This is a genomic window from Kribbella sp. NPDC049174 (assembly GCF_043197365.1).
In the GTDB taxonomy this organism is placed as follows: domain Bacteria; phylum Actinomycetota; class Actinomycetes; order Propionibacteriales; family Kribbellaceae; genus Kribbella.
The window spans coordinates 1203648-1222246 of sequence record NZ_JBICSZ010000001.1 but is presented as its reverse complement, the minus strand read 5'-3'; the positions used below and the strand labels follow the sequence as shown (position 1 = coordinate 1222246).

18 protein-coding genes are annotated in these 18599 nt (G+C 70.0%); 7 read left to right on the top strand and 11 right to left on the bottom strand.

All coding sequences use genetic code 11. The features are described 5' to 3' along the window. Positions 1–9: 9 nt before the first annotated feature. From ACGFIF_RS05615 to ACGFIF_RS05605, 3 genes are read right to left on the bottom strand one after another with little or no spacing between them, the layout of a single operon-like run. Entirely contained in the window at positions 10–4176 is a 4167-nt protein-coding gene (locus ACGFIF_RS05615) for a hypothetical protein (RefSeq protein WP_393151786.1), read from the bottom strand. A gap of 36 nt (positions 4177–4212) precedes the next feature. Continuing rightward, on the bottom strand, positions 4213–5409 hold the full coding sequence (locus tag ACGFIF_RS05610; protein ID WP_393151784.1) for a class I SAM-dependent RNA methyltransferase: 1197 nt from the start codon (positions 5407–5409) through the stop codon (positions 4213–4215). After that, on the bottom strand, positions 5406–7436 hold the full coding sequence (locus tag ACGFIF_RS05605; RefSeq protein ID WP_393151782.1) for an APC family permease: 2031 nt from the start codon (positions 7434–7436) through the stop codon (positions 5406–5408). The genes ACGFIF_RS05610 and ACGFIF_RS05605 overlap by 4 nt, the downstream gene beginning before the upstream one ends. Positions 7437–7557: 121 nt before the next feature. On the opposite strand from ACGFIF_RS05605, the gene ACGFIF_RS05600 reads away from it, so the two are divergent. Further along, on the top strand, positions 7558–8220 hold the full coding sequence (locus ACGFIF_RS05600) for a potassium channel family protein (RefSeq protein ID WP_393151780.1): 663 nt from the start codon (positions 7558–7560) through the stop codon (positions 8218–8220). Continuing rightward, positions 8220–8888 (top strand): TrkA family potassium uptake protein, encoded by a 669-nt coding sequence (locus ACGFIF_RS05595; protein WP_132211811.1) that lies wholly within the window; start codon positions 8220–8222, stop codon positions 8886–8888. The genes ACGFIF_RS05600 and ACGFIF_RS05595 overlap by 1 nt, the downstream gene beginning before the upstream one ends. Positions 8889–8933: 45 nt before the next feature. Here ACGFIF_RS05595 and ACGFIF_RS05590 read toward each other — a convergent pair whose 3' ends face one another. The 4 genes from ACGFIF_RS05590 to dut all read right to left on the bottom strand — a co-directional run bounded on the left by ACGFIF_RS05590 (position 8934) and on the right by dut (position 11410). After that, entirely contained in the window at positions 8934–9806 is an 873-nt protein-coding gene (locus ACGFIF_RS05590) for a DUF3159 domain-containing protein (RefSeq protein WP_393151778.1), read from the bottom strand. Continuing rightward, positions 9799–10188, bottom strand: a complete 390-nt coding sequence (locus ACGFIF_RS05585; RefSeq protein WP_393151776.1) for an OB-fold nucleic acid binding domain-containing protein — start codon at positions 10186–10188, stop codon at positions 9799–9801. Before ACGFIF_RS05585 ends, ACGFIF_RS05590 begins: the two co-directional genes overlap by 8 nt. Before the next feature lie 17 nt (positions 10189–10205). Then, positions 10206–10859, bottom strand: a complete 654-nt coding sequence (locus ACGFIF_RS05580) for a DUF3710 domain-containing protein (protein ID WP_393151774.1) — start codon at positions 10857–10859, stop codon at positions 10206–10208. Positions 10860–10957: 98 nt separating this feature from the next. Then, on the bottom strand, positions 10958–11410 hold the full coding sequence (dut, locus tag ACGFIF_RS05575; RefSeq protein ID WP_393151772.1) for a dUTP diphosphatase: 453 nt from the start codon (positions 11408–11410) through the stop codon (positions 10958–10960). Between the two features lie 50 nt (positions 11411–11460). On the opposite strand from dut, the gene ACGFIF_RS05570 reads away from it, so the two are divergent. Further along, a complete protein-coding gene (locus ACGFIF_RS05570) occupies positions 11461–11916 on the top strand; it encodes a DUF3093 domain-containing protein (protein ID WP_393151770.1) in 456 nt (151 codons plus the stop codon). A gap of 30 nt (positions 11917–11946) precedes the next feature. Continuing rightward, a complete protein-coding gene (locus ACGFIF_RS05565) occupies positions 11947–12264 on the top strand; it encodes a DUF4235 domain-containing protein (RefSeq protein ID WP_393151768.1) in 318 nt (105 codons plus the stop codon). Between the two features lie 83 nt (positions 12265–12347). Here ACGFIF_RS05565 and ACGFIF_RS05560 read toward each other — a convergent pair whose 3' ends face one another. From ACGFIF_RS05560 to ACGFIF_RS05550, 3 genes are all read right to left on the bottom strand, one after another. Further along, entirely contained in the window at positions 12348–12647 is a 300-nt protein-coding gene (locus ACGFIF_RS05560) for a DUF4193 domain-containing protein (RefSeq protein ID WP_130379292.1), read from the bottom strand. Positions 12648–12932: 285 nt separating this feature from the next. Next, complete coding sequence (locus ACGFIF_RS05555) at positions 12933–13733, bottom strand: inositol monophosphatase family protein (protein ID WP_393151765.1); 801 nt, start codon at positions 13731–13733, stop codon at positions 12933–12935. Then, positions 13730–14803, bottom strand: coding sequence for a ferrochelatase (locus tag ACGFIF_RS05550; protein ID WP_393151763.1), 1074 nt, complete (start codon positions 14801–14803; stop codon positions 13730–13732). Before ACGFIF_RS05550 ends, ACGFIF_RS05555 begins: the two co-directional genes overlap by 4 nt. A gap of 102 nt (positions 14804–14905) precedes the next feature. Between ACGFIF_RS05550 and ACGFIF_RS05545 the strand changes: the two genes are divergently transcribed. Both ACGFIF_RS05545 and ACGFIF_RS05540 read left to right on the top strand, forming a co-directional pair. Further along, a complete protein-coding gene (locus ACGFIF_RS05545) occupies positions 14906–16105 on the top strand; it encodes an MFS transporter (protein ID WP_393151761.1) in 1200 nt (399 codons plus the stop codon). 39 nt (positions 16106–16144) lie between these two features. Continuing rightward, positions 16145–16879: a MerR family transcriptional regulator gene (locus tag ACGFIF_RS05540; RefSeq protein WP_393151759.1), complete on the top strand. Its 735-nt coding sequence runs from the start codon at positions 16145–16147 to the stop codon at positions 16877–16879. On the opposite strand, the gene ACGFIF_RS05535 is transcribed toward ACGFIF_RS05540, so the two are convergent. Next, entirely contained in the window at positions 16862–17488 is a 627-nt protein-coding gene (locus ACGFIF_RS05535; RefSeq protein WP_393151757.1) for a trimeric intracellular cation channel family protein, read from the bottom strand. The two genes, ACGFIF_RS05540 and ACGFIF_RS05535, sit on opposite strands and share 18 nt — an antisense overlap. Before the next feature lie 47 nt (positions 17489–17535). Here ACGFIF_RS05535 and ACGFIF_RS05530 point away from each other — a divergent pair, with 47 nt between their 5' ends. Continuing rightward, on the top strand, positions 17536–18522 hold the full coding sequence (locus ACGFIF_RS05530; RefSeq protein ID WP_393151755.1) for a phosphotransferase family protein: 987 nt from the start codon (positions 17536–17538) through the stop codon (positions 18520–18522). Positions 18523–18599: the final 77 nt, after the last annotated feature.

Here is an 18599-nt window from a genome sequence, read left to right as displayed (position 1 = left end):
CGGACAACGCTATCTCGCGGTGGTGTACAGCCTCTCCAGGTACGACGGCTGCCACTCGGGACCGCGGTCGTTCAGCCGCCGCACCAGACCGTGCACGTCGAGGCGCGGCTCGACCGGGTTGTCCCACCAGTCGGGCACCCGGTCGTACCACCGGTCGATCCGCAACGTCCGGCCGGCCGCGTCGATCCGGGCGAACAGCCAGCCGCCGAGTTCACCTGACGCCTCGGTGATCCAGAGGTCGCCGAGCAGACCGCTGAGCTTGTCGGCCGCGAATTCCGGGTCGTCCGCATCCGGCGGCTCCAGGTCGAACCGGTACGACGGAGCGGACGGATCGAGCACCTGGACCTGGATGGTGAACCCGGACGGCACCACTGCGGTCCGAGCCCGGCACCACGCGTGCAGAGCCTTGAAAGCCTCGGACTCCTGCGGCCGCGGCCGCGGCCGCTCGACCTCGGCCCGCATAGCCTCCTCGATCGACCCCGGCGGCGCCTCGATCCGCGGCCCGTCGGTCCCGACCAGCCCCAACCCAGGAATAGACATCCCCACCGCCGCCGCCACATCCACAGCCGCCGACCGATCCACATCCCCTGCGTGCTCCCCGTCCACCACAGGAATGAAACTGGTCGGCTCATCGTCATCATCCGCGAACCGCCCCGCACGCTCGTCGTAGAACCCCTGCCGACTCGGCTCATCGAGGTGCGCCGCGTGCTCGGTGGGGTGGCCTGGGGCGTCGTACCCGGCCTCGTCCTCCGCCTGTGCGCCTGGGTGTTCTGAACCGTTGTAGCCGGTCTCGTCGGACTGTGTGCCTGGGTGTGCCGGGGCGTCGTACCGGGCCGCGTGGGTGGTGGGCTCGGGGCGGGGCATGGGGTCTGGCTGTGGGGACGGCTCGGGCTCCGGCCAGGGGGATGGCTCGGGCTCGGGTTGGGGGGACGGCTCGGGCTCAGGTTCTGGCCAGGGCTCGGGCTCTGGCTCCGGAGTGGGTTGCGGGCTCGGCTCGGGTTCGGGCCAGGGCTCGGGGTCGGGGCCGGGCATCGGGCCTGGGGTGGGCTCCGGCTCCGGCCCGGGCTGTGGGTATGGGTCGGGCCCGGGCGTGGGCTCGGGGCCGGTCGGGTCGGGCTGTGGCCACGGGGCCGGGTGGGGCTCGGGCTGGGGCCAAGGCTCGGGGCGCGGTTGCGGCTGGGGCCAAGGCTGAGGTTGAGGATGAGGCTCAACCTGAGCCTTAGCCGCCGGAGCAGCCCCGAAGACCTCGTCCTCCTCAGCATCCGGATCCACCTGCACGCTAAACCGCAACGCCGGCGCCACGCCTCCCGGCACAGGCTGCTCATGCTCGGCCCCGGGCCGCTCTGCCCCAGGCAGCCCCGCCGAGCGCTGCTCCAGCACGGGCTGCTCCACCGTGCGCTGCTCCAGTGCGGCGTGCTCCGATGCAAACTGCTCCGCCGTGCGTTGCTCCAGTGCAGGCTGCCCCGGCGTGTGCTGCTCCAGCACAGGCTGCTCCACCGTGCGCTGCTCCGATGCGGCCTGCTCCGGTGCGAGCTGCTCAGCAGTTGCCGTCGGCAGCTCGTCTGGGACCACGGGGATTTCCGCGGTGAGGTCGTCCTCGGGGTCGTCGTACTGCGAGGCGGGCGCTGCGGACTCGGGCGCTGACGTGCCGTACTGCGCGTCTGCAGTGGTCGCTGGGGTGTCGTACTGCTCCGCAGGCGCGGAGGGCTCGGCCGTGGGGCTGTCTGCATGACCGGTCCGCGCGTCAGCGCGAGCAGCTGGCGCAGAGCCGTGCGCGGCGTCCTGGCCGGGGTGAGAGAAGGGCTGCTCGAGACGAGCCCCGGGCTCGTCGCCGCCTCGGTCGAGGCGGGCGGCGGGCTGGTCTCCGGACCGGTCGAAGCGCGCGGACGACTCCTCGACGCGAGCCCTGGGCTCCTGGAGGTGCGCTGGGTGCTGCTCGGTCCCCGCTCGGCTCTGGTCGAGGCGAGCGGCCGGCGAGTCCGCGGGGTGGTCGCGGCGGGCGGCGGACTCTTCGAGGTGTGCCAGGCGCTCCTCGACTCCGCCGTGGGACTGGTAGGGCCGAGCGGGCCGCTCGTCGAAGCGTGCGGCGGGCGGGTCGAACTGGGCGGCGGGTTCCTCGGCGCGGGGCTGGTTGAAGCGGGCTGCGGGGTCGTCGACCGGGTGGTGGGTTGCCGGGGTGGTGACGGGGGCGAAGGGGGACGGGCCGGTGAAGGAGGAGGGTTCGTCTTCTTCGTCGGGGGCGTCGGCAGGCTCGGGGTCGAGGATGGCGGCGATCTCGGCGGTTGGGGCGTCGTCGTCTTCGAAGGCTGTATCTGGAGCGGAGGGGATGGCGCCGGGTTGGTCGGCCGCCGGCTCGGCTGGGTACGGCCGGTGCTCTGCCGAGTACGACTCGGGCTCAGCTGGGAACGCCTGGGACTCAGCCTCGAGCGGCTGGTCGGCCGGGAACGAGTGGGGGTCGGCCGGCAGCGGCTGGCGCTCGGCCGGGAACGAATGGGCATCGGTCCGGAACGAGTGCGGCTCGGCCTGGGGCCTGTGGGGGTCGGCCTGGGGCGAGTGGGGGTCGGCCTGGGGCGCGTGGGGGTCGGCCGGGAACGGCCGGGTGGCTGGGTGGGGTTGTTGGGGGTCGGAGCGCGCCGTGTGGTGTTCCGGCTGGGCGGTTGGAGCCGGGTGGTGGGAGGCGGGGTCTTCTATCCATTCGCCGTTGATCCAGGCGCCGCCTATCCATTCGCGGTCCGGGGGCGCGGGTGGGTCGACGGGGGGTGCGGCGTCGGCGGGGTCGTCGGTGAAGGGGGTGTATTCGCTGGTGGCGTCCTGGTCGGACCAGGCCTGTTGTTCGGCGGTTTCCCAGTCCTGCTCGTCGGCGGGCGGGGTTTCCTGGTGGTACGCAGCGGCGGATGGGGCGTCGGCGAAGAGGCTGGCGTAGAAGTCTTCGCCCTCGTGGACGCCACCGCCGACACGTGGCGGCTCTGATGAAGGCAGCGCGCCGTAGGGCAGGCTGCCGCCCAGTTCGCCGTCGGGGAGGTAGGTGCCGGACGCGGGGCCGCCTGGGAAGGCATCGGCCGGTGGGTCGAGCTCCGGCTGGGGGGTGTCGTCGTGCTTCCGGCGGCGCAGCCATCCTTGTTTCTTCTCGACCACGCCGTAGTCGTCGGAACGAGCCGGAGGCTCCGCGCGGTACGGCGTCTGCACGTACGACGCCATGTGAGGCTCCCCAGCAGGCGGCGCGGCAGGCGAGCCAGCAGGCGGCGCTGCAGGCCCGACACCAGGCGCGACGCCACGCGCCGCAGCGGGCCCGACACCAGGCGCCGCACCGGCCCCGATACCAGGCGCTGCTCCGGGTGCGCCAGCAGGCGAAGCCGCAGAGGACGCAGCCGCCCGATAAGGCGCCGAGTCGTCGATCGGCTGGCCGGTGAACGGGCTGATACCGGGCGGGACGACGTACGACTCCTCGTCCTCCGGACCCTCGGATGCTCCTGTCACGACATCTTCAACGACCGAGACCTCGGCTGTGTCAGGTTCGTCGGCCAACCGTTCGGCGAATGCAAAGTTGAAGTCCTCGGCCGCGACGACGCCGGCGGGCAGATCCGGCTGCACCGGCGACCGCGGGTCGATGCCGAACCGGTCAAAGAACTCCCCCAGTACGTCGGCCGTGATGCAGCCCGCCCCGGCCGCCCGGATCAGCTGGACCCCGGACGGCAGCAGCTCGTCCAGCCCGCCGAGGTAGTCGGCCCACTCGGCGACCCACTCGATCATCTCGCCGGCGGCTTCCTCGTCCGACGTGATCCACTGCCCGATCGGCGCGAACCCGTCGTCGGCCGGCTGCCACGGATCCCCCGGGTACGACGCCCGCGCCCACGTCCCGTTGAACGCGCCGTACACGAAGCCCAGCTCGCCCCTGGCGATCAGGTGCCGCACCTCCGGCTGGCCGATCCAGTCCGGCGAGCCCGCGAGCAGGTCCGACCCGGTGGTCCGGCTGTGCTGGGTGTGGAACCCGAACAGCACCGACCGCCCGCCCTCGAGCCGCACCATCCGCAGGATGGATCCGGTCTCGTCCTGGTGGTGGTAGCCCGCCTCGTCGGCGTACCACCGCCGGTCGAACCCGGTGGCATGGGCGACCGCGGCGAGTGCGCTCCAGCGGGCGCGCAACTCCTCCGGGTCGTCCAGGTCAACGAGCGGCATCAGGTCTCCAGCGCATTGGAATCCAGGGCCAGAACGCTACCCGAGCCCCCGGCCACTCACCACTTCACTGTCCACAGGCTCCAGGATCGCGACGCACTCGATGTGGTGGGTCATCCCGAAGAGGTCGAAAGCCCGGAGCGACGCGATCCCGTAGCCGAGGCCGCCGAAGGTCTTCAGGTCCCGCGCGAGCGCTGCCGGGTCGCAGGCCACGTATGCCACCCGCCGAGGTGTCAGCGCCGCGATCCGCCGTACGACGTCCTTGCCGGCACCGGTCCGCGGCGGGTCCAGGACGACCAGGTCGACGTGTTCGAGCCCCTGCCCGACCGCTGTGTTAAGTACGCGGTCCACGTCGCCGGTCTCCAGCGTCACGTCCGGCAGGTCGTGCAGATTCCGCCGCGCATTGCGTACCGCGTCCTTGTCACCCTCGATGGCCAGCACCGCGCACCCAGCCTCAGCCAGGAAGGCAGCGAACAGCCCGACACCCGAATACAGGTCGAGCGCCGTCTCCCCCGCCGCGGGCTCAAGTCCACTCAGTACGGCGTCCACCAGCGTCTCCGGAGCGGCAGGATGCACCTGCCAGAACCCACCGGCCTCCACCCGGAACCGCCGATTGCGCACGACCTCCACGACGCGCCCGCTGGATTCCTCGTCGGTCAGTACGGCGGTCTTGCCCTCAGACGAGACGACAGTCTGCACCGATGCCGCGCCAGGCCACCGCTCCCCCAGCACGTCCGGACTGTCCGGGTGCGCGATCAGGCATTTGTCGATCTGGATCAGGTCGTGCGACCGGTGCGCGTACATCCCGGGTCGCCCGTCTACCACGGCGTACCTCATCCGGGTCCGCCAGCCGAGACCGTCGTCGCCTGGGGACTCCATCACCACCGTGCGCTCGATCCCGCCGATCCGCCGCAGCGTGTCCGACACCACGGTGGCCTTCAGCCGGCGCTGCTCCACGATGTTGGCGTGCTGGAAGTCGCAGCCTCCGCACAGCCCCGGCCCGGCGTACGGGCAGGGTGGCTCGATCCGCTGCGGAGACGGCGTGAGGACCTGGACGACGTCCGCCCGCAGGTACTTCGCGTTCTGTTCGGTGACGCGAGCGTGCACCAGTTCACCCGGCAACGCGTGCCGGACGAACACCACCTGTCCCTCGTGCCGGGCTACACAGTGTCCCCCGTGCGCTACTGGTCCTACTTCGAGCTCTACTACCGCCCCGACGATGTCCTCGCCTGTCACCGATCTCCTGACGCCTTGCGGGCTCCACGCCGTACCTGGCCTGCCACCCGCTCCTCCCGGTCCTGCCGTTCCTCTGCTGCCTGCGACGAGATCAGCTGGTAAGGAACCGACGTAACCATGACACCAGGTGTGAACAAGAGGCGCCCCTTGAGCCGCAGGGCACTCTGGTTGTGCAGGATGTGCTCCCACCAGTGGCCGACGACGTACTCGGGGATGTAGACCATCACCACGTCGCGCGGCGACTGCCGCCTGATGTCGCGGACGTACTGCAGGATCGGGCGGGTGATCTCCCGGTACGGCGAGGCCAGCCGCTTCAGCGGGACCGGGATGCCCCGGCGGTCCCACTCGGCCTGCAGCGTCTCCGACTCCTCCCGGTCGACGTCGACCGTGACCGCCTCCAGCGTGTACGGCCGGGCCGCCTTGGCGAAGGCCAGCGCCCGCAGGGTCGGCTTGTGCAGCTTGGAGACCAGCACGATCGAGTGCACCCGGGACGGCAGCATCAACTGCTCGTCGCCTTCGGCCGCCATCTGCTTGCTGAACGTGGTGTAGTGCCGGCGGATGCCCTTCATCAGCACGAACAGCACCGCCATCGCGATGATCGCGATGTAGGCGCCGTGGGTGAATTTGGTGAGCAGCACGATCACCAGCACCACGCCGGTCATGGTCAGGCCGATCGTGTTGATCGTCCGGGACCGGTGCATCTGCCGCCGCTTCGCCCCGTCGGTCTCGGTCTTCAGCAACCGGGTCCAGTGCCGGACCATGCCGGTCTGGCTGATCGTGAACGAGACGAACACGCCGACGATGTAGAGCTGGATCAGCCGGGTCACCTCAGCGTCGAAGGCGATGATCAGGAAGATCGCGAACGCGGCCAGGATGATGATTCCGTTGCTGAACGCGAGCCGGTCGCCGCGGGTGTGCAGCTGCCGCGGTAGGTAGCCGTCCCGTGCCAGGATCGAGCCGAGCACCGGGAAGCCGTTGAACGCGGTGTTGGCGGCGAGCACCAGGATCACGCCGGTGGCCGCGGCGACCAGGTAGAAGCCGGGCGAGAAGTGGTCGAAGATCCCCTGGGCCAGCTGCCCGATGACCGGGTCCTGGTGATAGCTGTCCCCGACCGGTACGCCGTCGCGGAGCAACTGGTGCGCAGGGTCCTCAGCGAAACGCACCTTCATCACGTTGGCCAGCGCCACCACACTGAGCATCATCGCGATCGAGATGCAGCCGAGCAGCAGCAGCGTGGTCGCCGCGTTCTTGCTCTTCGGCTTCCTGAACGCGGGCACACCGTTGCTGATCGCCTCGACTCCCGTCAGCGCGGCACAGCCGGACGAGAAGGCGCGCAGCACCAGGAAGCCCATCGCCAGGCCACCCGCCCCCTGCACGAACGGGTCTTCGGCGGCGACGTCGAAGACCGCAGTCTCGGCCTGCGGCAGCGTCCCGAACAGCAGCCGGCCGAACCCGAACGCGGCCATGCCGAGGATGGTGACCATGAAGATGTACGTCGGTATGGCGAACGCCGCCCCGGACTCACGGATACCGCGCAGGTTCATCGTGGTGAGGAACAGCACCGCGATCACCGCGGCGGTCGCCTGGTGACCCTCCAGCGACGGGATCGCCGAGGCCGCGTACTGCGCCGCCGACGAGATCGACACCGCCACGGTCAGTACGTAGTCGACCAGCAGCGCGCTGGCCACGGTCAGACCGGCGGTCGGCCCGAGGTTGACGTTGGCCACCTCGTAGTCGCCGCCACCGGACGGGTAGGCGTGAACGTTCTGCCGGTACGACGCCACCACTACGAGCATCACCAGCGCGACGACGATGGCGACCTTCCACGAGATCGTCAGCGCGGTCAGACCGGCCAGAGACAGGGTCAGGAAGATCTCGTCGGGCGCGTAGGCGACCGACGACAGTGCGTCGCTGGCGAAAACGGGCAGGGCGATGCGCTTGGGCAGCAACGTCTCACCGAGCTGCGTGCTGCGCAGTTTGCGGCCGAGCAGCAGCCTTTTGCCGATGTCGCCGAGAGCGGGGGTCACACCGGTGATGTTAGAGGGAACCCCGGTCCGGTGATGTTAGCGGGAGCCCTCTTCCGGTGTAGCGTCTATCCCTGCCGAACCGATGCCAGTGGCCCCAGCCGGGGCAAGGAGTGATCACCCAGTGCACGTCGTCATCATGGGCTGCGGCCGCGTCGGGTCGACGCTGGCGAGAACCCTGGAGAAGCGGGGCCACACGGTCGCGATCATCGACCAGGCGGGCGACTCGTTCCGCCGGCTGAGCCCGAACTTCACCGGCCGGACGATCACCGGGATGGGTTTCGACCGGGAGATCCTGACCGAGGCCGGGATCGAGCAGGCCGAGGCGTTCGCCGCGGTCTCGAACGGCGACAACTCCAACATCCTGGCCGCCCGGGTGGCCCGGGAGACCTTCGGTATCAACAACGTGGTGGCCCGCATCTACGACCCGGGCCGCGCCGAGGTGTACCAGCGGCTCGGCATCCCGACCGTCGGCACCGTGCGCTGGACCGTCGACCAGATGATGCGCCGGCTGCTGCCGGAGGGCTCCGAACCGGAGTGGCGCGACCCGTCCGCCACGGTCCGGCTGGCCGAGGTCCACGTGCACTCCGGCTGGGTCGGGCGGCCCGCGTTCGACATCGAGAAGGCCACCGGCGCCCGGGTCGCGTTCCTGACCCGGCTGGGCGAGGGCCTGCTGCCCAAGGCCGACACGGTCATCCAGGAGGGTGACCTGGTCCACGTGGTGATGCTGGAACGGGACGCCGCCGCGGTCGAGACCCAACTCGGCACCAAGCCTGAGGAGCTGTGATGCGGGTAGCCATCGCCGGCGCCGGCAACGTCGGCCGTTCGATCGCCGCCGAGCTGCTGGAGAACGGCCACGAGGTGCTGCTGATCGACAAGGACCCGCGGGCGATCAAGGCCGAGTCGGTGCCTCGGGCCGAGTGGCTGCTGGCCGACGCCTGCGAGCTGTCCTCGCTGGAGGAGGCCGCGCTGCAGCGCTGCCAGGTCGCGATCGCCAGTACCGGGGACGACAAGGTCAACCTGGTCGTCTCGCTGCTGGCCAAGACCGAGTTCGGCGTTCCCCGGACCGTTGCCCGGGTCAACCACCCGCGGAACGAATGGATGTTCAACGAGGCCTGGGGTGTGGACGTCTCGGTGTCCACCCCGCGGATCATGTCCGCACTGGTCGAGGAGGCCGTCTCGGTCGGCGATCTGGTCCGGCTGTTCACCTTCCGCCAGGGCGACGCGAACCTGGTCGAGCTGACCCTGCCCGAGGACTCCCCGATGATCGGCCTGCGGGTCGGCGACATCGACTGGCCGCTGGACACCGCGCTGGTCGTCATCCTGCGCGAGGGCCGCGTGCTGCGCCCGGACCCGGAAGGCACCCTGGAGCTGAACGACGAGCTCCTGTTCGTCGCCGCCGACGAGACCGAGGAACAGCTCGAGGACATGCTCTCGCCGCACCACCGCAAGTAGGAGCCAGACAAAGGGAAAGCCCGGGCCGTGTGGCCCGGGCTTTTCCTACTTCCTGTTCCCGCGGAGCAGATGGGTGACGTGGTCGCGGGCCTCGTCCCACTTGTCCGGCGGCAGCGATCCACGCAGTACGGCGTACGCGAGCCACAGCGCGAGCGCGTAGAGCGGAAGGCCCATGCCGACCTTCGCGATGCCGAGGGCGTTCAGGCTGTCGATGAGGTACAGCGGCACCTGAACGACAAGCCGGAGGGCGAACAGCGCCGCGAAGACCAGCGTTGCGCGGGTGAAACCTCTCAGCATCGCGGGGTCCCGGCGCCAGGCCGTGCCCGTCTGGGTGATCACGCCGTACAGGACGCCGAACAGTGGCCAGCGGATCAGCACGGTGAGCGAGTAGAGAGCGAAGTACGCGAGGTTCGTGAAGAACCCGGGCAGGTAGACATCCTTCGCATCGCCGGTGCGGTTCGCGACCCAGGCGGAGATGAGGACGCCGACGAAGCCGCCGGCCACGTTGCGCAGCGGTTGCTTGCGCAGCACCCGCAGTACGGCGACCGCCGCGCCGCACGCGACCGCGACGATCAGCGCGAGCGACAGATCGTGGTCACTGGCGGCGTAGACGATCAGGAACGCGATCCAGGGCAGGCCGATGTCGAGCAGCGCACCCCAGCCACCGAGGGCGTGGAAGAAGTCCTTGTCCGTGGTCTGCGGCTTGCCCGGCTCGGCCTTCGCGGCGCCGTCCTTGTCCTGCTCCTTGTCACGGTCCTTGTCACCGTCGCCGGTCAGGACGGACTCGGCGGCCTCGACCTCCGGACGCAGCATCTCGACGAGTTGCTCGTCGAGATGTTCGTCCAGTTGCCGGCGCAGGCCGTGCTCGGCCTGCTGGTCGCCCTCGACCTCGTCGCGGGGCGACGTCGGGTCAGCCATGCGCTGCCTGCGGACGGAGCTCGTAGCGCGGGTTGAACATCACCCGGTCGCCGTCGACCACACCGATGCGCCCCGACGCGATCAGCTCGGAGCCGGGGTGGATCCCGGCGATCTTGCGCCGGCCGAGCCAGATCAGCTTGACCGTGCCGGTGCCGTCGTACAACTCGCCCTCCAAGGCTGGTACGCCGCCGCGAGGGCTGAACGTAATGGTGCGCAGCGTGCCGAACAAGGTGACCATCTCGCGGTCGTGGCAGCCGGTGATGGACCGGGCACCGCAGTCCTGCGCGAAGTCCCGGAGAACTTCGGCGTCCTGCTGGTCCCGGTCACCGGCCAGCCCGCGGAAAGCACGCCGGAACAGCCCCGCGGGTTTGTCGCTACCCATGATTCGAGTGTAGTCCGTCACGCCTCGGCTTCGGCAGCCGGTTGAGCGCCCGGCGGCAGCTGCAACGGCAGCGATTCACGCACCGCCATCGGCTCGGTCCCACGGACCACGATGGTGTTGCGCAGCGTCTCCTCCATCGGCGGCGCCGCGTCCGGCTCGACGGCCGCCCGGCCGAGCACCGTGGCCCGGAGCAGCCAGCGCGGACCGTCCACACCGATCACCCGCGAGGTCTGGCTGAAGATCTGGCCGTCCGGGTCCTCGACCGGGACGACGAGCACCAGCTCCGTGCCGAACGGCCCCTCGGTCTCGGTCGCCGTGCCGCCCATCCGGCTCGCCTCGGCGGCGATCTCACGCCGGACCTCGGACCAGATACCGGTCTTCTTCGGGGCCGCGAACGCGCGCAGCTCGAGGGCGGAGTCCTCCAGCACCAGCAGGATCGCCTGCACCTGGCCGGACTGCTCGTCCACCTGCAGCCGCAGTTCCATCCCCGGCTGGCCGGTGATCACCAGGGCGCCCAGGTTGATCCGGTCCTCCGCCTCCAGGACGTCGGCGTCGACCTCGGTGGAGTCGAACGGGCCCTCGGCCCGCGGTTCCGGCGTACCGGCCTCCTCGTCGGCGAGCGCCTGCTCGTTCTCGAGGTCTTCGTTCTTGGCCTTGCGGCGGAAGATCACTGCTCTTGCCTCTGCTTCTCCATTGGTACTGCCTGATTCTTCTTGACGTACAGCCGCCGTAGTCTCGCGCATCCGTCAGGTCAACGGGCGCACCTTGTTCAGCGTGTCACATCACCGAAACCGCCGGTCGAGCCGTGCCCCCCGTCGCCGCGGGCCGACCCCGGCAACGTGGTCACCTCGACGAACCGGGCCCTCTCCACCTGCTGGATCACCAGCTGCGCGATCCGGTCACCGCGCCGCAACGTGATCTCGGCATCCGGGTCCAGATTGATCAGGCAGACCTTGATCTCGCCGCGGTAGCCCGCATCCACGGTGCCCGGTGCGTTGACCAGTGTCACCCCGTGTTTGGCGGCCAGTCCGGAGCGAGGGTGCACGAAGGCGGCGTACCCGTCCTGGAGCGCGATCGCGATCCCGGTGCCGACCAGGCCGCGTTCGCCGGGTTTGAGGGTGATGTCGCTCGCCGCCACCAGGTCCGCGCCGGCGTCGCCGGGATGCGCGTAGGACGGGAGGGGCAGGTCGGGGTCGAGTCGCTGGATCAGAACCTCGGTCACGGGAGGACCCTACCGATGGAGCCGGACCGGCCACGTGCCAGGCTGGTCCTGTGGGTGTCTATCGCGAGAACCTGAGGGTGCCGGTGTCGTGGTGGATCATCGCCGCCGCCGCGACCGTCACGCTGTTCGTCATCACCGCCGTACCGGTCGGCACGTTCGCCGGCGTCCTGGTCGGCGGCACCGCCCTGCTCCTGCTGGTCCTCTTCTTCCTCCAGTACGGCGGTGCGCGGGTCGAGGTGGACGGTGAGCGACTCCGGGCCGGGCGGGCCGTGATCGAACGGGCGCACCTGGGCACGGTCGAGGCACTGACCGGGGACGACGCGCGGCACGCGTTCGGGCGGGACTGCGACCCGAAGGCCTACCTGCTGCTGCGCAGCTACGTGCGGGGCGCGGTCCGGGTCGAGATCACCGACCCGCGTGACCCGGCGCCGTACTGGGTGATCGCCACGCGGCATCCGGACCGATTGGCGGCCGCCCTGACAGGGAACAGCGTGGCAAGATCCTGACTGTCGGGGACTGTGCGTTAGGAGGCTGTTGTGGTCGGAGCGAAGATCGGCTGGAAGCTGGTGCTGGCCGCGTTCACGCTGGTCGTGGGCCTGGTCGCGAACAAGGCGGTCAGCACGGCCTGGAAGGTCGGCTCGGGTGGTAAGCCGCCGAAGGCCGGCGAGGGTGGCTACGCCGAGGTGGTGACCTGGGCGGTCGCGAGCGGGGCCGCGGCGGCGGCCGCGAAGCTGTTCGCCGAGAAGCGCGCGGCGGCGTACTGGCTGAAGTCCACCGGGTACGCACCGCCCGGCTACGAGCAGGACGCCGTCAAGGGCGGCCTGGTCAAGAGCATTACGAAGGACGACGACTAAAGGCCCGGAGCACAACAGCGGGACCGTCCCCAGAGGTCTGGGGGCGGTCCCGCTGCGGTTGATGCCGAAGTAGGGCGCTGGTGTCAGGCTGCGCAATCGCGGCAGATCAGCTGCCCGTTCTTCGTCTCGGCGAGCTGACTGCGGTGGTGAACCAGGAAGCAGCTCGAACAGGTGAACTCGTCGGCCTGACGCGGGAGCACCCGCACCGCCAGCTCTTCGTGGCTCAGGTCGGCACCGGGCAGCTCGAAGCTCTCGGCGGCTTCGGCCTCGTCCTCGTCGACCTTGCCGGAGTTCTTGTCGTGACGGCGAGTCTTCAGTTCCTCGATCGACTCTTCGGAAGCATCTTCATCCGTCTTGCGCGGGGCGTCGTAATCAGTCGCCATGGTGTTTCCCTGCCCTCTTCGTACCCGTGGTGTTGCCTGCTGAGCCCTTGAACGGGTAGAGCGGCCGAGAAATTCCGCACTGGAATCTTTCGTCCCCCGAAACCCTTGACAGCCAGGCCGGGACCGGCAACAACCGTTCCCGAGGACGGGATTGTGCCCTATGAAGGGCCCTACCCGCGCGTCAGGGTCCACCTAGCGACCCGCGTGTCGCCACATTTGTCAGGACCGAACACCAGAATGCTCATGGATGCTCAATCCTGCGCACTAATGAGCACTCAGCGACACTTACGCGCGCAGTGGGTTTGCCGCGGCCAGCAGGTCGTGGAACGGCTCGAACAGGGCCGGACTGGCCGCGATCGACATTTCCGGCGACACTGCGGCCCCGTTCAGCCCGCCGACCGCCGCGCCGGCCTCGGCCGCGATCAGCGCACCCGCTCCGTAGTCCCACGGATTCAGTCCGCGTTCGTAGACCGCGTCGAGCCGGCCGCAGGCGACGTAGCAGAGGTCGATCGCTCCGACCCCGATCCGCCGGATGTCGCGGACCTCGGCGATCAACTGCTGGATCACCGCGGCCTGGACCTCCCGCCGGGCCGGGTCGTACCCGAACCCGGTCCCGACCAGGGCCTTGCTCAGCTCGGTGCACCCCGACACCCGGATCGGCTTGCCGTCCAGGAACGCGCCGCCGCCCTTGGTCGCGGTGAACACCTCGCCCCGCGGCGCGTCCACGACCACACCGGCCACGGTCTCCCCGTCGTACTCGACCGCGATCGAGACGGCGTACGTCGGGATGTCGTACAGGTAGTTCACCGTGCCGTCGATCGGGTCGACCACCCAGCGGACGCCACTGGTGCCGACCACGTCGTCACCTTCCTCGCCGAGGAACGAGTCGTCCGGGCGGGCCTGCAGGATCCGGGCCCGGATCAGCTCCTCGGACTCCCGGTCGACCGCGGTGACCACGTCGGTGACGGTGCTCTTGGTGTCGGCGACCGTGATCGTGCCGCGGCGGCGTTCGACGATCAGCCGCGCCGCCTCCTCCGCCACCTCCACGGCCAGCTTGAGCAGGTCCTGGGAGTCAACGGCGGTCATACAGCTTCCTTCACTGGTTGGGTGGGTCGACGCAGGGGTGGGCAGCAGTCGTGGCGGCAGTCGTCCCAGGCCGGGCCGAGCTTGCCGACGCAGGGCCGGACCGGCTCCTCGCCGCGCTCGGCCGCGGCCCGCTCGACGACCAGGTCGCGGAGCATCCTGACGAACAGCGCGTCGGTGCCGGGGGTTGCGGCCCGGACCATCGGCAGGTGCAGCTTCTCGGCCGTCTGGGCGGCCTCGGTGTCGAGGTCGTAGATGACCTCCATGTGGTCACTGACGAACCCGATGGGTACGACGGCCACCCCTGGTACGCCGGCCGCCACAAGGGCCTCCAGATGGTCGTTCACGTCCGGCTCCAGCCACGGCACCTGCGGCGGGCCGGAGCGCGAGCAGTAGACCAGGTCACTCCGGCGGGCCTGGCCGGTCCGGCGCTCGATCTCGGTGTCGATCTCCGCCGCCACATCCAGGTGCCAGTCGACGTACCCGTTGCCGTCAGGTCCGCTGGTCGCGTTCATCGCGGTCGGGATGGAGTGCGTCACGTACGCGATCGCCGAGCCCTCGGGCAGCTCGCTGAGCGCCTTCGCGGTCGCCTCGACGAACGAGCCGACGAAGCCGGGGTGGTTCGCGTAGTGCCGGAGCTTGTCGATCCGTGGGGCGTTCGGGACCAGCCGTGCGGCGTCCTCGAGGTTCTCGCGGTACTGCCGGCAGCCCGAGTACGACGGGTAGGCCGAGGTCACGATCACCACCGCCCGGCGGATGCCGTCGTCGGCCATCTGCCGCAGCGTGTCGGTCAGGTACGGTGCCCAGTTGCGGTTGCCCCAGTAGAGCGGCAGGTCCAGCCCGATCTCGTCGAACGACTCCCGCAGGGCCTCGAGCAGCGCGCGGTTCTGGTCGTTGATCGGGCTCTTTCCACCGAACGCGTAGTAGTGCTCCCCGACCTCCTTCAGCCGCTCGTCGGGGATCCCCCGGCCCCGCGTCACGTTCTGCAGGAACGGCAGCACGTCGTCCGGCTTCTCGGGCCCCCCGAAGGACAGCAACAGCACCGCGTCGTACGGCGAAGCATCCACTGGCATGCTCCAAGTTTCTCAGCCGGGTGGTGAGACCGGTCCGCCGGGCGGCGGTGAAATGGATACACGGGTCCGGGCCGGGCCCGGTTAGGGTGTTCCCGGTCCCTCATGCTCAAGCCCTATGTCCATCTCATGCGCCGTCCCGGTGCGAGTGCGTTCTTCACCGCCGGGATCCTCGGGCGTATGCCGATCTCGATGATCGGGCTCGGCATCGTCATCCTGATCGCGCAGGAGAGCGGCTCGTACGGCCTGGCCGGAGCGGTCTCCGGTGTCGCCGTGATCGCGGGCGCGCTGACCGGGCCGATCCAGGGGCGGTTGGTCGACCGGTTCGGGCAGCGCACGCTGCTGATCATCGGCTCCGTGGTCTGCACGATCGCGCTCGCGGCATTGCTGGTCGCCGTACGGGCCGACTACGCCACGTGGGTGCTCTACGTGTTGTCGTTCGTTGCCGGTGGCACCCGTCCGCAGGTGGGCTCGTTCGTCCGCGCCCGCTGGACGCACCTGCTCGGCCGGGGCCGGGCGTTGCAGACCGCGTTCGCCCTCGAGGCGGTCGGTGACGAGGTCGTCTTCATCGTCGGCCCGGTGCTGGTCACGGCGCTCGCCACCCAGGTCAGTCCGTACGCCGCTCTGGCCGCAGCCGGCGTACTGGGACTGGCCGGTGGCATCTGGCTCGCGCTGCTGCGTGCGTCCGACCCGCCTGGCCGCGGCAAGTCCGATGGAGCCGAGCAGGCGCCACTCCCCTGGGTCTCGATCCTGCTGCTCAGCCTGATCGGTCTCGGCCTCGGCGCGACTCTCGGCGGCGCAGAGGTCATCACGGTCGCGTTCACCACCGAGAAGGGCCAGGCCGGCATGTCCGGCGTCGTACTGGCCGTGTGGGCGTTCGGCAGCCTGCTGGCCGGCCTCTGGTACGGCTCGGTGCACTGGCGCGCACCGGTCGAGCGCCGCCTGCTGATCGGCACGATCCTGCTCGCGCTCACCCTTGCGCCGCTCCCCTTCGTCGACAGCGTGCTCATGCTGGGCGTCGTCCTGTTCTGCTGCGGGATGACCATCGCGCCGACCATGGTCGCGGTCACCGCCTGCGTCGAGGAGTGGGTGCCGCCGCAGCGGCTCACCGAGGCGATCACCTGGACCGTCACCGGCATCCTCCTCGGTGTGGCCCCCGGCAACGCCGCCTCGGGCCACGCCGTCGACCTGTGGGGCCCGTCCGACGCGTACTGGGTCCCGGTCGCCTTCGGCAGCGCCTGCGCCCTGATCGCCGCCGTCTCGATCACCTTCGCCCGCCCGAAGACGCGGTTCGCGCACAACTAGCCTTGTATCTCCTCCGAGGGGAGATGTGAGGGTGTGGGCATGGACCACTCGATCGGTGAGCTGGCACGACGGGCCGGGGTGACCGTCAAGACGGTGCGGTACTACTCCGACCTCGGGCTGCTCGAGTCACGTCGTACTGCTGCCGGTCACCGCCGGTACGACGCCGGCGCGGTGGCGCGGCTGGAGCTGATCCGGACGTTGCGGGGTCTCGGCATCGAGCTGGCTACGGTGCGGGCGGTGCTCGAACGGGAGCGGGCGCTCGCCGACGTACTCACTGCGCACGCCGAGGCCGTCGCCGTCCAGATCCGGACGCTGCAACTGCAGCACGCGGTGCTGTCGGTGGTCGCCCATCGTCACTCGACGCCAGAGGAGCTCGAACGCATGCATGAACTGACCGCCCGGTCCGCCCAGGAGCGCCAGGCCCTGATCACCGACTTCCTGACCTCGACCCTCGGCGACGACCCCGGCTTCGCCGCGATCCGGCAGAACCTCACGCCGGTGCTGCCCGACGACGCTGACCCCCGGCAGGTCGAAGCCTGGCTGGAGCTGGCGTCGCTGGTCCAGGACGACACCTTCCGGGCCGCGGTTCGGCGGATGGCTGCGGGGTACCGCACGATCGCGGCGGAGGCCGACGCGCCGCTCCGGCACGATCCGGGGCTGCGCGACCGGCTGATCGAGCTCCGCCGGACCGAGGCCGGCCCGCGCTGGCATCGCTATCTGGAGTTGGTTGCCGTCGTCAACGGCTGGGCCGCGCCGTCACGGATGGCGGGGTAGCGGCGCGTTCCAGCCGCGCCGGATGGCCAGCAGTCGGATGGTGAAGCAGGTGACCGCGCCGACGATCGGCACCCACACAGCGTCGTAGTCGAGGGCGGCCGCGACGACCACGATGCCGGCGCCGAGGAACGCCGGGGTGGCGTAGATCTCGGCGCGCAGGACGACCGGGACGCGGCCGCTGAGGATGTCGCGGATCACGCCGCCGCCGATTCCGGAGATGGTGCCGAGCAGAGCGGCCGAGAGCGGCGACAGGCCGAAATCGATCGCCTTCAGTGCGCCGGTCACGCAGAACAGCGCGAGCCCGGCCGCATCGAAGATGTTCATCAGCCGCTCGACCCGGCCGATCCTCGGATGCAGGAAGAACGTGATCAGCCCGGCCACGACCGGGACCACCAGATAGCGCCAGTCCTCCAGCGCGGCCGGCGGGATCGCGCCGATCAGCACGTCCCGGATGAAGCCGCCGCCGAGCCCGGTGACGAGCGCGAGCACCAGGATGCCGAACACGTCGAGCTTCTTGCGTACGCCGACCAGCGCGCCGGTGATCCCGAACACGAAGATCCCGACCAGGTCGAGCGCATGCAGTGCCTCCAGTCCAGTCACACCCGGCACGGTAAACCACAGGCGACCGGCCGCCGCGCACTCTAGGGTCTTGCGGTATGACCGGAGCGCCCGATGTCGACTACACCGCAACTTCGCTGCGACCGGATTGGGACACGCTCCCGGCGAGCTTGCGAGAGTCGCTGGCCGTTGCCCTGGGCAGCGAGGTCGTCGAGGCCGGACCGTCGGTCAGCTCAGGCTTCACCGGCGGGTTCGCCGCACCTGCCCGCTTGTCCGACGGCCGGCGCGTGTTCATCAAGGCCTCCGACGACACCCTCCACTCGTACCGCGCCTACCAACGCGAAGCCGGGGTGGTCCCCCGACTTCCGTCGGCCATCCGAGTTCCCGCCATCGTCGGTTCCGCACACGCCAGTGCCGGCGAGCGTCAGTGGTTCGCGGTGGTTTCCGAGTGGGTGCAGGGCCGGATGCCTGGTGCGCCGTGGACGGCCGAGGACTTCGCGCGAGTGACCGCGGCCTGCGAGCGGATGGCCGATGTGATGGACCCGAGTCCGTTCGACGGCTTACACAGCTTCCTGAGTGACCTCGACGAGAACGACTCGCCGCTGCAAACCCCCGCCCGGATCCTGGCTGGCGAGATGCCGCTGGCGACCGGCCTCCAACCGTGGGTGCCGAAGGTCTTGTCCGAGCTGGTCGACCTGATCGGACTGGCGCCGGAAGTGTTCGCCGGAGAGTCGGCGACACACAGCGATCTGCGGCCGGACAACATGCTGATCGACGCGGACGGCACCTGCTGGACCTTCGACTGGAACTGGCTCGCCCTCGGGCCGCGCTGGATGGACTGGGTCGGTCTGCTGCCAGTCGCCCAGCACCACGGCATCGACACGACCGCCGCGATCCACAGCAGTCCGCTGACGGTCGACGTACCGGCTGATCATCTCGACTGCTTCATCGCGGCCGTGGCGGCGTACATGATGACGCGGGCCGACGCTCCGCCGCCGGTCGGGTGTACGCCGGCGCTCCGGGAGCACCAGCGGTTCTACGCCTGGACCTTCCTCGAATGGCTCGCCTCGCGCCGCGGCTGGTGAGAGCGCCTACGGTGGAACTATGAACGAGCGGAGCGAGTTCATCATCAAACACAGCGACGCATGGTCATCGGCGCCCG

Excerpts from the sequence above, each read along its gene's own strand:
- ACGFIF_RS05540 (WP_393151759.1), top strand. The coding sequence starts at position 16,145 with ATGGACCACTCGATCGGTGAGCTGGCACGACGGGCCGGGGTGACCGTC.
- ACGFIF_RS05555 (WP_393151765.1), bottom strand. The coding sequence starts at position 13,733 with ATGACCGCCGTTGACTCCCAGGACCTGCTCAAGCTGGCCGTGGAGGTG.
- ACGFIF_RS05590 (WP_393151778.1), bottom strand. The coding sequence starts at position 9,806 with ATGGCTGACCCGACGTCGCCCCGCGACGAGGTCGAGGGCGACCAGCAG.
- ACGFIF_RS05530 (WP_393151755.1), top strand. The coding sequence starts at position 17,536 with ATGACCGGAGCGCCCGATGTCGACTACACCGCAACTTCGCTGCGACCG.
- ACGFIF_RS05615 (WP_393151786.1), bottom strand. The coding sequence starts at position 4,176 with ATGCCGCTCGTTGACCTGGACGACCCGGAGGAGTTGCGCGCCCGCTGG.
- ACGFIF_RS05550 (WP_393151763.1), bottom strand. The coding sequence starts at position 14,803 with ATGCCAGTGGATGCTTCGCCGTACGACGCGGTGCTGTTGCTGTCCTTC.
- ACGFIF_RS05595 (WP_132211811.1), top strand. The coding sequence starts at position 8,220 with ATGCGGGTAGCCATCGCCGGCGCCGGCAACGTCGGCCGTTCGATCGCC.
- ACGFIF_RS05545 (WP_393151761.1), top strand. The coding sequence starts at position 14,906 with ATGCTCAAGCCCTATGTCCATCTCATGCGCCGTCCCGGTGCGAGTGCG.
- ACGFIF_RS05585 (WP_393151776.1), bottom strand. The coding sequence starts at position 10,188 with ATGGGTAGCGACAAACCCGCGGGGCTGTTCCGGCGTGCTTTCCGCGGG.
- ACGFIF_RS05560 (WP_130379292.1), bottom strand. The coding sequence starts at position 12,647 with ATGGCGACTGATTACGACGCCCCGCGCAAGACGGATGAAGATGCTTCC.